General features: G+C 54.4%; 11 protein-coding genes and 1 other RNA gene. 4 read left to right on the forward strand and 8 right to left on the reverse strand.

The genetic code is table 11. The features are described from left to right. The first annotated feature begins 19 nt into the window (after positions 1-19). Positions 20-2344 carry an alpha-xylosidase gene (gene yicI / locus KWG64_RS16030; protein WP_218522434.1) on the forward strand — a complete coding sequence of 775 codons (2325 nt, stop codon included), beginning with the start codon at positions 20-22 and terminating at the stop codon, positions 2342-2344. 365 nt (positions 2345-2709) lie between these two features. After that, complete coding sequence (locus tag KWG64_RS16035) at positions 2710-4134, forward strand: DUF1996 domain-containing protein (RefSeq protein WP_218522435.1); 1425 nt, start codon at positions 2710-2712, stop codon at positions 4132-4134. Between the two features lie 59 nt (positions 4135-4193). Here the strand turns inward: KWG64_RS16035 and xylR are convergent, their stop codons facing one another. The 4 genes from xylR to xylF form a co-directional block, all read right to left on the reverse strand. Continuing rightward, positions 4194-5381, reverse strand: a complete 1188-nt coding sequence (gene xylR, locus KWG64_RS16040) for a D-xylose utilization transcriptional activator XylR (protein ID WP_195823059.1) — start codon at positions 5379-5381, stop codon at positions 4194-4196. A gap of 188 nt (positions 5382-5569) precedes the next feature. Next, the gene (xylH, locus tag KWG64_RS16045) at positions 5570-6769 is read right to left on the reverse strand and encodes a xylose ABC transporter permease XylH (RefSeq protein WP_255562200.1); all 1200 of its coding nucleotides are present in this window, start codon (positions 6767-6769) and stop codon (positions 5570-5572) included. Further along, entirely contained in the window at positions 6762-8303 is a 1542-nt protein-coding gene (locus KWG64_RS16050; protein ID WP_218522436.1) for a xylose ABC transporter ATP-binding protein, read from the reverse strand. Before KWG64_RS16050 ends, xylH begins: the two co-directional genes overlap by 8 nt. 67 nt (positions 8304-8370) lie before the next feature. Further along, entirely contained in the window at positions 8371-9363 is a 993-nt protein-coding gene (gene xylF / locus KWG64_RS16055; protein ID WP_218522488.1) for a D-xylose ABC transporter substrate-binding protein, read from the reverse strand. Between the two features lie 383 nt (positions 9364-9746). On the opposite strand from xylF, the gene xylA reads away from it, so the two are divergent. Both xylA and xylB read left to right on the forward strand, forming a co-directional pair. Next, positions 9747-11066, forward strand: a complete 1320-nt coding sequence (xylA, locus tag KWG64_RS16060; protein ID WP_195814621.1) for a xylose isomerase — start codon at positions 9747-9749, stop codon at positions 11064-11066. Between the two features lie 138 nt (positions 11067-11204). Next, positions 11205-12656, forward strand: a complete 1452-nt coding sequence (gene xylB, locus KWG64_RS16065; protein ID WP_218522437.1) for a xylulokinase — start codon at positions 11205-11207, stop codon at positions 12654-12656. A gap of 270 nt (positions 12657-12926) precedes the next feature. On the opposite strand, the gene KWG64_RS16070 is transcribed toward xylB, so the two are convergent. The 4 genes from KWG64_RS16070 to lsrB form a co-directional block, all read right to left on the reverse strand. Beyond that, positions 12927-13008, reverse strand: a non-coding RNA gene (locus KWG64_RS16070) — RtT sRNA. A 385-nt stretch (positions 13009-13393) separates the two neighbouring features. Next, a complete protein-coding gene (lsrG, locus tag KWG64_RS16075) occupies positions 13394-13684 on the reverse strand; it encodes a (4S)-4-hydroxy-5-phosphonooxypentane-2,3-dione isomerase (RefSeq protein ID WP_218522438.1) in 291 nt (96 codons plus the stop codon). Between the two features lie 3 nt (positions 13685-13687). Further along, the gene (gene lsrF / locus KWG64_RS16080; RefSeq protein ID WP_152326930.1) at positions 13688-14563 is read right to left on the reverse strand and encodes a 3-hydroxy-5-phosphonooxypentane-2,4-dione thiolase; all 876 of its coding nucleotides are present in this window, start codon (positions 14561-14563) and stop codon (positions 13688-13690) included. 32 nt (positions 14564-14595) lie between these two features. Then, a complete protein-coding gene (gene lsrB / locus KWG64_RS16085; RefSeq protein WP_370530262.1) occupies positions 14596-15600 on the reverse strand; it encodes an autoinducer 2 ABC transporter substrate-binding protein LsrB in 1005 nt (334 codons plus the stop codon). Positions 15601-15617: the final 17 nt, after the last annotated feature.

Consider the following 15617-nt stretch of genomic DNA (forward strand, 5'->3'; position numbering starts at 1 on the left):
AGTTTAAAAGGAGCAGAACATGAAAATCAGCGACGGTAACTGGTTGATCCAGGAAGGTTTAGTGCTCACGCACCCTTTACAGGTATTCGAAGTTCAGCGCACCGGGAACGAAATGGTGATTTACGCGGCACCGAAAGATGCCTCTGAGCGCGCCAGCCAGCTCGATTCCCCGCTGTTTACGCTGCGTTTTTTCTCGCCGCAAACCGGCGTGATTGGCGTACGCATTACCCATTTTGACGGCGAAACGGACAAAGGCCCGCATTATCCGTTGATCCAATCCGAGACACCGGAACTGCGCTTCGAAGACAATGCGGAATTCGCCGCCTTGCACAGCGGCTCGCTGAGCGTCCGCGTGACCAAAGGCGATAACTGGACGCTCGATTTCCTGCGCGATGGCCGCCGAATTACCGGCAGCGTGGCGAAATCCAACGGTTACGTGCAGGACAGCAATACGCTGAAAACCTACATGATGGAGCGGCTGGATCTGGGCGTCGGCGAAACGGTTTACGGGCTGGGAGAACGCTTTACCGCGCTGGTTAAAAACGGGCAAACCGTCGAAACCTGGAACCGCGACGGCGGCACCAGCACCGAGCAATCCTACAAAAACATTCCGTTTTATCTGACCAACCGCGGCTACGGCGTGCTGGTGAACCACCCGGAATGCGTGTCGTTTGAAGTCGGTTCTGAGAAAGTGTCGAAAGTGCAGTTCAGCGTGGAAGGTGAATACCTCGAATATTTCGTCATCGACGGCCCGACGCCGAAAAAAGTGCTCGACCGCTACACGCGCCTGACCGGCCGCCCTGCGCTGCCGCCCGCCTGGTCATTTGGCCTGTGGCTGACCACATCTTTCACCACCAATTATGACGAAGCGACGGTCAACAGCTTCATCGACGGCATGGCCGAACGCAATCTGCCGCTGCACGTTTTCCACTTCGACTGCTTCTGGATGAAAGCTTTCCAGTGGTGCGATTTTGAATGGGATCCGCAAACCTTCCCGGATCCGCAGGGCATGTTGCAGCGCCTGAAAGCACGCGGTCTGAAAATCTGTGTGTGGATAAACCCGTACATCGGCCAGAAATCTCCGCTGTTCCACGAAGGCAAAGAGAAAGGCTATCTGCTCAAACGCCCGGATGGCCGCGTGTGGCAGTGGGATAAATGGCAGGCGGGAATGGGCATTGTCGATTTCACCAACCCGCAGGCCTGTGAATGGTATGCCGGACACCTGAAACGGCTGGTAGATATGGGCGTGGATTGCTTCAAGACGGACTTCGGCGAGCGGATCCCGACCGATGTGGTCTGGCACGACGGCTGCGACCCGCAGAAAATGCACAACCATTACGCGTTTGTGTACAACAAGCTGGTGTATGAAACGTTGCAGGATAAGCTCGGCGCTTCCGAAGCCGTGCTGTTTGCCCGCTCGGCCTCCGTGGGCGCGCAGCAATTCCCGGTTCACTGGGGCGGCGACTGTTACGCCACTTACGAATCTATGGCGGAAAGCCTGCGCGGTGGCCTGTCCATCGGGCTGTCCGGCTTCGGATTCTGGAGTCACGATATCGGCGGTTTCGAGAACACTGCACCGGCGCATATCTACAAACGCTGGTGCGCCTTCGGCCTGCTGTCGAGCCACAGCCGCCTGCATGGCAGCAAATCCTACCGTGTGCCATGGGTTTATGACGACGAAGCCTGCGACGTGGTGCGCCAGTTCACGCAACTGAAATGCCGCCTGATGCCGTATCTGTATCCGGCCTCCGTGCAGGCCGCCAAAAGCGGAACGCCGGTTATGCGCGCCATGATGCTGGATTTCCCGGAAGATCCGGCCTGCGATTATCTTGACCGGCAGTACATGCTGGGCGATGACCTGCTGGTTGCACCGGTCTTCAGTGAACAAGGCGACGTGGATTTCTATCTTCCCCAAGGGCGCTGGACGCACCTGCTCAGCAACGAGGTGGCCGAAGGCTCACGCTGGCACCGTCAGCAGCATGGCTTCGACAGCTTGCCGCTGTACGTCCGTCCGAATACGTTACTGGCAACAGGCAGCAACAGTGAAAAACCGGATTACGATTACAGTGAGCGCCCGGAATTCCACCTGTTCGAGCTGGAAGATGGCGCAATTGCTGAGAGCCGTCTGACCGATCTGCACGGGAATGTGGTCTTTACGCTGAACGCGCACCGCAGCGGTAACACGCTGACGCTGACCACGGAAGGCCAGGCTACCGGCTGGACGTTGTGCCTGCGCAATATTCACAGCGTCTCGAAATGCAGTCTGGCAACCACTTCGGCGACAGCGCAAGGAATACGCGTGACGCCGGAACACGGCAGCCATCAGTTCGTTATTGTTTTATAAATGACGTTATAAAAATCATTTTTGCCATGCCCCGGCGTGTTATGCGCTCCGGGGCCTTTTTTTGCTCAGTTTTGTCTTAATCCCCCCCTCCTTTTTCCGGCATCACGCGGCAATAACATTAATCACAAAGTTTTATTGATGCGAATTTTATTATCTGTCATGGCGTTTATTTAATAATAGTTATTGCTCATGAAAAATATTAACCAACCTCACCGTTAATGGGATTTATTTTGCTGTTCTGCCTTCCACCACAGGACGCTGAAATATTTCATTAACGAAACGGCAACTTAATATTGAGTGGTGATTAGCCGGTACTTCACACAAACATCCGATGTTCCCTGTTTAATACCTGAAGGATATTCAGCATGAAATATACTTTGTGTTCGTTAGCCCTTTTAACCGGAGCCTTTGCGCTGATGCCCCATGCGGCGCAAGCCGCCGATGCGCAAATAAACGTAGATTGTAATTTCAGCCACATGAAGCCCGACGACGCCATTTTGATGCCCAATATGCCCGGCATGGCGATGTCTCATGATTTTGTGGGCAACCGTTCTTCGGATGCATTCTCCACCGCCGAAAGCCTGCTGCTCCACTCAGGGACCACCTGCGATAACGCCGCCGACAGCACCGCCTACTGGGTGCCGACCATGATGCTTCCCGATGGCACCATCGTGAACCCGACCTACATCAAAAACTATTATCAGGCCAACAACGTGCTGGAATATCCGATCACCCCTTATCCTCACGGGCTTCAGCTGCTGGCGGGCGACCATAAAGGGACCGGGCCGAATCCGCACGTCAGTTTCCTGTGTGCCAACGGTAACGGCTACACCAATACGGCCAACCAGATTTGCGGCCTGCGCGCAGCGGGCGATGCCGTACAGTTCAATATTGGCGTGATGTTCCCGGACTGCTGGGACGGTAAAAACCTGAAGGCGAAAGGCACGAACAACGCGGTTTACAGTAATAACAATGGCCAGTGTCCGGCAGACCATCCGGTCAAGCTGGCTAAGGTTAATATGAACATTGCCTACGTGTTACCCCAAATCAAATCACTCGACGTCAGCAAGATTAAATTATCCCTCGATCCTAAAGTCATCGACGGAAACCTGACGCCGTTGTGGGGCAGCGTTTACACCGCCCACGGTGATTTTATGAATGCGTGGACTGAAGATGCGACGAAATTCATGGCCGACCGCTGCATGAACTACAAAATGGATTGTGGCACTAACATTCCTTACAGCTATTCCGATGTCGAAGCCGATACCTATGTCAGCAACCAGACAGACAACGACAAAAACTTTGGCACCGTGCCAACGTTGCTGGTGCAGGATAACTGGAACTCACCGGGCCGTGACCAGAATAAACAGATCCTGGCGTTGATGAAATTTAAAATTCCCGCATTACCAACCAATATTGATGATTACCCTGGCGTGAGCTTCAAATATAAAATCCGCGTTTTCAACGGTAATACTACCGACAATGCCGCCGTTTCTATTTTCTTCTATCCAACCGATCCGGGTTCATGGGATGAAAATACGGTGACATGGAATAATAAACCGGCATTTAAATATACCGCTGACGGCAGTATTTATATGGATAACGTCCAGCAGTTCCGTTATGTGGATGTCGATAAAGCCGTTCGCGCTGCGTTAGCCGCCGGTAAAACCGAAGTCGCCTATTATATTGGCGGTGAACGTAACGGCCGCACCATTACCGTGAACTCGAGAGAAAGCGGGAAAACACCGACACTGATGCTGATTGGTTATCAGAAAGTCGTGGAACCTTAACCGGTTTACCCTGCCCGACACCGGGCAGGGTATTTTCGTGTGCGCCACGGCGTCTTGTCTCAACTCTCCTGATAGACGCTTTCGCCGTGAATACTGCGGTACTCTTTGGGCGTCATTTCATAGCCTTTCCTGAATACCGAATAGAAATATTGCAGTGACGGATACCCGCACATTTGTGAGATCTCATTGATGGAAATCGACGTGGCGGCCAGCAGGTTGCGGGCACGGTCGAGCTTTTCTTCGTGGATCACGCCGTGAATCGTTTGCCCGGTTTCATCCTTAAAACGCTTCTCCAGGTTAGACCGTGACATGCCGATGGCGTCCAGAACCTGCTCGACTTTGATGCCTTTACAGGCGTGATAACGGATGTAATGCATCGCCTGAATCACCGCTGGGTCCCGCAAAGAGCGGAAGTCCGTTGAACGGCGTTCGACGACTTTGACCGGCGGAACCAGAATGCGCTGCAACGGCAGGTCGCGCTGATCCAGCAACTGATGCAGAAGCTTTGCCGCGCGATAGCCCATTTGCCGCGTGCCCTGCACCACGGAAGACAATGCCACGCGGGAGAGATAGCGGGTTAATTCCTCGTTATCGATCCCAATAACGCTGAGCTTTTCTGGCACAGGAATGTTCAGATGCTCGCAGACCTGCAATAAATGTCGGGCGCGGGCGTCGGTGACGGCGATAATGCCGGTTTGCTGCGGCAGCGTTTGTATCCAGTCCGCCAGCCGGTTTTGCGCGTGCTGCCAGTTCTCCGGTGCGGTTTCCATTCCCTGATAGACCACGCCCTGATACTGCTCGGCTGACACCAGTTTCCTGAAAGCGAATTCGCGCTCCTGCGCCCAGCGTTTTCCGCCCGCATCAGGCAAGCCGTAAAAGGCAAAACGGTTGATGCCCTTCTCTTTCAGGTGCATAAACGCGGCTTCGACCAGCGCGTGGTTATCGGTCGCGATGTAGTGAACCGGCGGGTAATCCTCTTCCCGATGATAAGACCCGCCGACACCGACAATCGGCACGTTAAGATCTTCGAGCAGGGTTTCAATTTCGCGGTCATCAAAGTCTGCGATGACACCGTCGCCCAGCCAGTCTTTGATATTGTCGATACGGCAGCGGAAATCCTCTTCAATGAAGATATCCCAGTCGCTTTGCGAGGCCTGCAAATATTCGCCAACCCCCTCCACAACCTGACGGTCGTAAACTTTGTTCGCGTTAAATAACAGCGTGATCCGATAGCGTTTCTCAAACATGCCTGTTTCTCACCGATGATCAAATAGGCTAAAACCCTGTTCACATGCGCACATGAACAGGGCGGGTTACATAGGTCTGCTGGTCAATAGCACAACGCCGGTTCTGCGTGGCGATGGCAATCAGAATATGTGAGGCTCCTCGGAGTTTTGTGAGTGACTGTCCGTAAACGTACGATTTACCGGCGGTGTTATGCGCGGCGCTTGGTGGCGGAATCCATCCATACCGCCAGCAGTAAAATCGCGCCTTTAACGATGTACTGCCAGAACGTCGGGACATCGAGCATGCTCATGCCGTTATCAAGCGACGCCATGATAAACGCGCCCATCACCGCACCGGCCACGCTGCCGACACCTCCGGCCAGACTGGTGCCACCAATGACACAGGCCGCAATCGCATCAAGCTCAGCAATGTTACCTGCGGATGGCGAACCTGCGCCCAGACGTGAGCTGAGAATTAACCCGGCAATCGCCACCATCAGGCCGTTGATGGCAAACACCGCCAGTTTGCTGCGCTCGACGTTAACACCTGACAGTCTGGCGGCTTCGATGTTGCCGCCAATGGCATAAATACGGCGGCCAAAGGAGGTGCGCGATGCCATGAACATTCCGCCGAGCATCAGCGCTACCAGAATCAGCACCGGCGTCGGTACGCCGCGATAATCGTTGAGCAGATAAATCGCGCCCAGCGCAATAATTGCAGTCAGCGCCTGACGGGTGACGTGGCTTTTCGCCGCCGTGACCGGCAGGCCGAGCGCTGCTCGCTGGTTACGGCGGCGCCATTGCCAGCCGATGAACAGCGCCAGAGCAACTGCACCGATGCCAAAACCGAAGGAATCGGGCAGATAACTCTGGCCGATTAAGGACATCGCAGGCGTGGTCGGTGCGACGGTCGTCCCGCTGGTGATCCCAATCAGAATGCCGCGAAACGCCAGCATCCCGGCGAGTGTCACGATAAACGAAGGCACCTTGCGGTAAGCCACCCACCAGCCGTTCCATGCCCCCAGTAACAGGCCCAGCGCCAGCGTGACGATAATCGTCAGCGGTAACGGCCAGCCTAACCAGACGTCAAAAATGGCCGCCGCCCCACCGAGCAGGCCCATCATCGAACCGACGGACAGATCGATTTCAGCAGAAATAATCACAAAGACCATGCCCACCGCTAAAATGCCGGTGATGGCGGTCTGGCGCAGCAGGTTGGAAATGTTACGCGCACTGATATACGCGCCATCGGTTGTCAGGCTGAAAAAGACGATGATTACTGCGATGGCCGCCAGCATGACAAAAACCTGAAGGTTGATGTTCTTCAGCTTCGGTACAGACAATGCACCGCCGTTTTCACCCTCTCCCGCCGCAGCGGATGGGTTTCCTGGTTGGGGAAATTTAGACATGAGCTTCACTCCTCAGGGCAGCTTCCATAACCTGTTCCTGACTTAAATTATTGTTATCCAGGCAGGCTTTTACCTGCCCGAGATGCATAACCACCACGCGGTCGCTGAGCCCCAGCACTTCGGGTAACTCGGAGGAAATGACGATAATCGCCATCCCCTGCGCCGCCAGCTGGCCGATCAGTTTGTAGATTTCATGCTTCGCCCCGACGTCGATGCCGCGCGTCGGCTCGTCGAGAATTAAGATTTTGGGTTTAAGCAACAGGCAGCGGGCCAGAATGGCTTTTTGCTGATTCCCCCCGCTGAGACGGCCAATCGCCAGCTCCGGAGAAGAGGTTTTAATCTTGAGCTGTCTGACCGATTCGCTGATGGTGTGCTGCTCCTGCGCTTCACGCAGCACGCCACCGCCGCTGAACTGATCTAACGCCGCCAGTGTGATATTGCTGCCCACCGCCATCACCGGCACAATGCCGTCGCGTTTGCGATCTTCCGGCACCATCGCCAGGCCACGGCGCATGGCGTCACGGCAACCGCTGATTTCCACTTTCTCTCCGCCGAGCCAGATATCTCCGCTCCAGCGTCCCGGATACACGCCGAACAAACACTCCATCGTTTCTGTTCTTCCGGCTCCGACCAGCCCGGCCACGCCCAGCACCTCGCCTTTATGCAGGGTAAATCCGGCGTTATCGACGCGTTTGATGTGCCGGTTCACCGGATGCCAGGCCGTGAGATTTTCGACGCGCAGCACTTCCCCGCCAATCTGGCGTTCACGGGGAGGAAACAGCTCGGTCAGCTCACGCCCGACCATCATCGAAATGATGTCTTTTTCCGACGTGCTGGCCGCCTCGCAGGTCGCAATATGCCGGCCATCGCGGATCACACACAGCTTGTCCGAAATGGCTTTCACCTCATTGAGCTTGTGTGAAATATAAATACAGGCGATATCGTGATGCCGCAGGTCGCGGATAATATCGAGCAGCACGGCAGTTTCGCTTTCGGTGAGCGACGCCGTCGGTTCATCGAGCACCAGCAAACGCACCTGTTTGTTCAGCGCCTTGGCGATTTCCACCAGCTGACGCTGACCCAGGCCGAGTTCACCCACTGGCGTATGCGGGTCAATATCCAGCTTCACCTGCGCCAGCATGCGCTGGCAGCGCAAATACATATTGTCGGTATCGAGCATTCCGTAACGGCCCCACTCGTTACCCAGAAACATGTTTTCCAGCACGCTGAGTTGTTTCACCAGCGCCAGCTCCTGATGAATAATCGCAATCCCTTTTTGTTCGGTATCGCGTATCCCTTTTGCGGTCAGACGTTCCCCCGAGAAATAAATTTCCCCTTCATAGGTGCCGCCGGGATAAATACCGCATAACACTTTCATTAATGTGGATTTACCGGATCCGTTCTCTCCGCACAGTGATAACACTTCCCCGGCCGATAGCGTCAGGCTGATATTATCCACGGCTTTTACCGCGCCAAATTTCTTGGTGATATTACGCATATCCAGCAAGGCTGATTTTTCATATTTCTCTGGCATAGTATTTTATCCTGATAAAAACAACACGCCGCAAAGACGTGTTGTTTTCATAGAAAATATTGAAAAATTAAAGGTCGGATTTTTTATGGAATCCGTCAGCCACCACGGTGCTTTCGATATTATTTTTATCGACCTGAATCGGTGTTAATAAATAAGAAGGGACTTCTTTTTTGCCGTTATTTAACGTGGCGTTAGACTTTGGTGTTTCCCCCTTGCCTAACTGAACAGCAATTTCCGCCGCATCGTTGGCCAGTTTCGTGATGGGTTTATACACCGTCATCGTCTGTGTGCCGGCTTCGATACGTTTGATAGCAGCCAGATCTGCGTCCTGCCCGGAAATGGCGACTTTGCCCGCCAGACCCTGTGCGGACAAGGCCTGCACCGCACCGCCCGCCGTGGCATCGTTGGACGCCACAACCGCATCAATCTTGTTGTTATTGGCCGTCAGCGCGTTTTCCATGATCTTCAGCGCATTCTCCGGCAGCCAGCCGTCAGCCCACTGATCGCCGACCACTTTGATCTTTCCGTCTTTGATTAACGGGTTCAGCACTTTCATTTGCCCGGCGCGGAACAGCTTGGCGTTGTTATCCACCGGCGACCCGCCCATCAGGAAGTAATTGCCCTGCGGCACGCGGTCTATCAGGCTTTGCGCCTGAAGCTCACCCACTTTTTCGTTATCAAACGAGATATAAAAATCGATATCCGCGTTGTTGATCATGCGGTCGTAGGCCAGCACCTTGATGCCTTCCCGCTTAGCTTCGGCAATCACATTGCTCAGCACTTCACCGTTATAAGGAATGATGACCAGCACATCGACGCCCCGGTTTATCATGTTCTCGATCTGCGCCATCTGTGTTTCTTCATTACCATTGGCAGACTGAACAAAAACATCCGCGCCCAGCGTTTTAGCTTTAGCCACAAAAATATCGCGGTCTTTTTGCCAGCGCTCTAAACGTAAGTCATCAATTGCCATACCAATTTTAATTTCTTTCGCGAGCCCAGACTGGCTGAACAATACTAAAGCGGCACAGGCAGAAAGAATTATTTTATTCATTTTCATCATGTCAGACCTTTTATAAGAATAAGAAGCGGCAGATACAGAGAAACTCGTACAGAAATGACACAAGGATTGTTGACGCTGGGTTATTAATCGGCAATTGCAGATTTTAATCACTGCGTTATGTTTTTTTGTTTATTCTCGGAATTATGATGGGGATCATGGTTTGATTGTAATAAGCACAACATAAGTGCAATTATTCCCGAGGCATCATGGAGAACGAATAAAAACGCTAAACAGAACGGCTTATTTATGCGATCTGACGCACACTTAATAATTCTATTAATTTGAGTGTGAAATAACGTAATTGTGGGAAGCCCCATCAACTCCGAAGATAGAAGCTCAGCCTCCCAGTCCCGCTGGGCCCGTTTTCAAGGAGTTATTCAATGCACGCATATTTCGACAAGCTCGACGCCGTTCGCTACGAAGGTGCTAACAGCACTAACCCGCTGGCATTCCGTCATTACAACCCTGAAGAAGTGATCCTCGGCAAAACCATGGCTGAGCATCTGCGTTTTGCGGCGTGTTACTGGCACACATTCTGCTGGAATGGTAACGATATGTTCGGCGTGGGCGCTTTTGACCGCCCGTGGCAACAACCCGGTGATGCGCTGGAACTGGCAAAACGCAAAGCCGACGTGGCTTTCGAATTCTTCAAAAAACTGAACGTCCCTTACTACTGCTTCCACGATGTCGATGTCTCGCCGGAAGGCGCAACGGTCAAAGAATACATTAATAACTTCGCCATCATGACCGACGTTCTGGCGCAAAAGCAGGAATCGAGCGGCGTGAAACTGTTGTGGGGCACGGCAAACTGCTTCACCAACCCCCGCTACGGCGCAGGTGCGGCCACCAATCCCAATCCGGAAATCTACAGCTGGGCGGCCACACAGGTGGTTCACGCGATGAACGCCACCCAACAACTGGGCGGCGAAAACTATGTGTTGTGGGGTGGCCGTGAAGGTTACGAAACCCTGCTCAACACTGACCTGCGCCAGGAACGCGAACAGCTTGGCCGTTTCATGCAAATGGTCGTTGAACACAAACATAAAATCGGTTTCCAGGGCACGTTGCTTATCGAACCAAAACCGCAGGAACCCACCAAACATCAGTACGATTATGACGTGGCTTCTGTATACGGATTCCTGAAACAATTTGGTCTGGAAAAAGAGATCAAAGTGAATATCGAAGCTAACCACGCCACGCTGGCGGGCCACTCTTTCCATCATGAAATTGCCAATGCAATTGCGCTGGGGATCTTCGGTTCTGTGGATGCCAACCGTGGCGACCCGCAATGCGGCTGGGATACCGACCAGTTCCCGAACAGCGTCGAAGAAAACGCGCTGGTGATGTATGAAATCATCAAAGCGGGCGGCTTCACCACCGGTGGCCTGAACTTCGATTCCAAAGTACGCCGTCAGAGCACAGACAAATATGACCTGTTCTACGGCCATATCGGCGGCATGGATACCATGGCGCTGGCGCTTAAAGTCGCTGCCCGTATGATTGAAAGTCGCGAGCTGGATAAACACGTCGCACAGCGTTACGCGGGCTGGAATACCGAGTTCGGTCAGCAGATCCTGCAAGGTAAAATGTCGCTGGAATCCCTGAGCAACTACGCGCAGCAACATGCGTTAGCGCCTCAGCATCAGAGCGGCCAGCAGGAACGTCTGGAAAATCTGGTTAACCGTTATCTGTTTGGTTAATTTATCAGGATGGAAAACGCCCTGCGGCCCGAGGTTTGCAGGGCGTTGAACGTTCAGGAAACGGGTTAACCCATCAACCTTCTCCCGCGCGCCGTGGTGTCATCACCGCCCTGCGTGGAGCAGGAAAAAGGAAAATGTATGTATCTTGGTATAGATCTGGGCACCTCAGGCGTGAAAGCCATTTTACTCAGCGAAGAAGGTCAGGTTGTTGCCAGCCACAGTGAGGCGTTAACCCTTTCCCGTCCGCATCCGTTATGGTCTGAACAAAATCCTGCCGACTGGTGGGCCGCGACGGATAAAGCGGTGACTGCACTTGCCAAAAAACACGCGCTCAAAGATGTCAAAGCTCTCGGCCTGACTGGCCAGATGCACGGTGCCACGGTACTTGATGCTCATCAGCAGGTTTTACGTCCGGCGATTTTATGGAACGATGGCCGCAGCTTCAGCCAGTGCGAAACGCTGGAAAAAACCGTCCCCGATTCACGCCAGATCACCGGCAACCTGATGATGCCGGGTTTTACCGCGCCGAAGCTGCTCTGGCTGCGTGAGAATGAACCTGAATTATTTGCGAAAATCGATAAGGTCTTATTACCCAAAGATTATCTGCGCTGGCTGATGACCGGCGTTTTCGCCAGCGATATGTCAGACGCGGCGGGCACAATGTGGCTGGACGTCGCAAAACGCGACTGGAGCGAAACGTTGCTGGCCGCCACCGGCCTCACGCGTGAGCACATGCCCGCGCTGTTTGAAGGCAATCAGATCACCGGCCACTTGTTACCGGAACTCGCCTCACGCTGGAAAATGGATTCCGTACCGGTGATTGCTGGCGGTGGCGATAATGCGGCGGGCGCGGTGGGCGTCGGGCTGTATAAAACCGGGCAAGCCATGCTTTCGCTGGGCACATCCGGCGTTTACTTCGCGGTCAGCGACGGTTTTCTCAGTAATCCGCAGCAGGCCGTCCACAGTTTCTGCCATGCCCTGCCCGATACCTGGCACCTGATGTCCGTGATGCTCAGCGCCGCGTCATGTCTGGACTGGGCAGCAAAACTCACCGGCACCGCCTCCGTGGGTGAACTCATCAGCCTCGCCGAAAAAACGCCCCCTGCCGCTTCCCCTGTCTGGTTCCTGCCGTATCTTTCCGGTGAACGCACGCCGCACAACAACCCGAATGCCAAAGGTACGCTGTTTGGCCTGACGCATGAGCACGGCCCGGCGGATATCGCCTGCGCCGTACTGGAAGGCGTCGGTTTTGCGCTGGCCGACGGCATGGATGTGCTTCACGCCACCGGCCTGAAACCGCACAGCATCACCCTGATTGGCGGCGGTGCACGCAGCCCTTACTGGCGGCAGATGCTGGCAGACATCAGCGGTGAAACGCTGGAATACCGTACCGGCGGAGATGTCGGCCCGGCACTTGGGGCCGCGAGACTGGCGCAGATCGCCGTGAATGCCCGCAGACCGCTGGCAGATTTTTTACCACCGTTACCGCTGGAGCAGGTTCATGAGCCGGACATGATGAAGCACACAGATTACCTCGCGCGACGCGAAGTCTTCAGGGAGTTATATGTGAGGCTCGAAGGGTTAATGTGATGGTGGATTGACCATCGTGGCAATTCGTAGCTGATTGAGAAAGTGTCGGTTTCTCGCTTGCAGCGGGGGCTCTGACCGAGAATATTTCGGTTTTTCAATTGCAGTGATCACTCAGCGGCTCGCGCCGAAACCGACCAAAGAGGCCCAGGACGGGGCCTCTTTGGAATCTCCACGTCTTTTACAACACGCGCTATCGCTCGCTGGCACTGTTTCAGAAGCCACAACTATTGCCGCGAAAACTTGCCGCTGCGCGGTTCCCTTACTCGGTGTTACTCGGCCTGCGGCCTCGCCCTTCGGGTCGTCACTTCGTGACGCTGTCTCGCTTCGCTCGGCTCGAGCCACAGGTCTCGAAACACTTCGCTCGGCAAGATTTCTGAAAGCGGCCAGAAGCTTTAAAAAAGATGCAATAGCATTGCGTTCTTTAGAGCAAAAACGGTGAGGTTGTGAACTAAAAAGCCTCTGGCCGCTTTCAAAAATCACGCTGAAAGGAGAGGTGGAAAACCGCGTATTTTTTCGCGCGGTTTGTAATCCGACTGGAAGGAACCGCGCAGCGGCGGGATTTTGCGGCAATAGCCGGAGCCGCTGGAAAATAGCCAGCGAGCGGCAGCGCGCAGTTAAAAAGCGCGGGTGTCCAGAGGGCGCGCGCGTTAACGCGCCCTTTGGGCCAGTTTGGGCGGCGAGCCCAAGGTCTTGGTCTTGATTTTGAATTTAAAACTAAAATTTGAAATCAAAAACCCCTACGGGTAGACCCCCTTAAACACGGTTTTCCTCCGTGGCCCTGTCATGATCTCCTCCAGCGCCTCAACGCATTTCAGATAATGTGGCGTTTTCTTGTGCGCAAGCACCGCTTCGTTATCCCGGTAGGCTTCGTAGATGAAGAACTTTGTCGGTTCGTGTTCATCCTGCAACACGTCAAACCGCAGGTTGCCCTCTTCTTTTACCGCGCCCAGATGATTGGCGTGGAATACTTGGAGGAACTCGTCAATTTTGTCCGGCTTCACATTAATCTCAACCAGCGTCACTTCCATGATTTACCCCTTTTCACTCAGGAACAGCTCGTAGGCATGCGCCACGCTGGCATTCTCATGCACCACCGCTTTGACCGCGTGCAGCATGGCGACCGGTGATTCGGACTGGAAGATGTTGCGGCCCATATCCACACCCGATGCACCCTGATCGATGGCCTGATAGCACATTTCCAGTGCCTCGCGTTCCGGCAGTTTCTTGCCTCCGGCAATCACAATCGGTACCGGACAACCAGCGGCGATGCGTTCGAAACCGCTGTCCACGTAGTAAGTTTTGATGATATTCGCGCCCATCTCTGCCGCAATGCGCGTTGCCAGCGAGAAATAACGCTGGTCGCGCGCCATGTCTTTGCCGACGCCGGTGACCGCCATCGTCGGCATGCCGTAACGCATCCCCTGATCCACCAGCTGAATGATGTTCTTGATCGACTGATGTTCATGTTCGCTGCCGATGTAAACCTGTGCAGCCATTGCGGCAACGTTCAGGCGCAGCGCGTCTTCGATGGCGACGGCCACCGTTTCGTTGGAAAGCTCAGTCAGGATTGAATTGCCGCCAGAGGCGCGCATCACGATCGGTTTATTGATGGCGGCGGGCACCACGCTGCGCAGCACGCCGCGGGTACACATCAGCACATCGGTATGCGGGAACAGCGGCGCAATGTTGATATCGATACGCTCAAGGCCGGTGGTCGGCCCCTGAAAATAACCGTGGTCAAACGCCAGCATGACGGTCCGGCCGGAATCCGGATTAAAAATCCGCGCCAGCCGCGACTGCATTCCCCAGTCGAGCTGTCCGCTGCCCTTGAGGAAAAACGCATGGTTATCCTGCGGCGTACCGATGCCGAAGTTTTTACCGTCTCTGATATCGTCCAAATCTGCCATTTCAGTATCTCCTTAGCTGCAAACCGTTATCGTCAGAAATCGTATTTCGCAATGTTGTCTTTGGTGAAGACCACGCGTTCCGGCAGCAACACGATGCCATTGCCTTTGGCCTCATACTGGTAGCCCTGCACGCTGTTCGGCACCACTTCCACCGCCCCGACGCCCGGTACATCCAGCTTGTCACCCACGTTGAGTTCGCCTTTTTTCAGTAACTGATCGGCGACGTAAACCGAAATTTTGCCCTGGCTGACCACGTCCCACAGGCCGAACTGTTTCACCGTGCCGCGCTCAACGTAAGGGCGCATAACATTTGGCGTGCTGAAACCAACGATGGCCACATTGGTGCGTTTGAGGTTTTCTGCCGCCTGCGCGGCGGCCGGTAATGCGTTGGCATCCGGCGCGATAATGGCGTCCAGATCGCCGTAAGATTTGAGGATCCCTTCAGCGGTTTGCAGTGATTTAGTGGCGTCGTTATAGCCATACTGCGTGGTCACCACTTCCCAGCCCGGATGCTCTTTGGCGATTTTGGCTTTCGCCTCTTTCACCCACTGGTTCTGGTCGGTGACCGTCGGGCTGGAGTAGAAGAACGCCACTTTGGCTTTTTCTTTGGTGACCTGGCTGGAGGTCATATCGACCAGCATTGAGCCGAGCTGTTGCGGTGTGCCCTGATTGATGTAAATCGAGCGGCATTCCGGTTTGGTGTCGGAATCCCAGGTCAGCACTTTGACGCCACGCTGCATGGCGCGTTTGAGCGCCGGGCACAGGCCGTCCGGAGAAACCGCCGCCACCACAATGGCGTTGTAGCCCTGATTGACGAAGTTATTGATCATCTGCACCTGACCGGACACGCTCGGTTCGGTCGGGCCGTCGTAAGTCACATCCACGCCCAGCGCTTTGCCCGCCGCCGTTGCGCCATTACCGCCGCTGGTGAAATAGCCGACACCCACCAGTTTCGGGATAAACGCGATACGTTCGGCGGCCTGCGCGCTCAGGCACGCAAGGCTTACGGCGCTGGCAATCAGCATGGTTTTCAGCATTTTTGTTTTCATCTTGC

It is taken from the genome of Rahnella sp. PD12R, from assembly GCF_019200965.1.
Lineage (GTDB): Bacteria > Pseudomonadota > Gammaproteobacteria > Enterobacterales > Enterobacteriaceae > Rahnella > Rahnella laticis.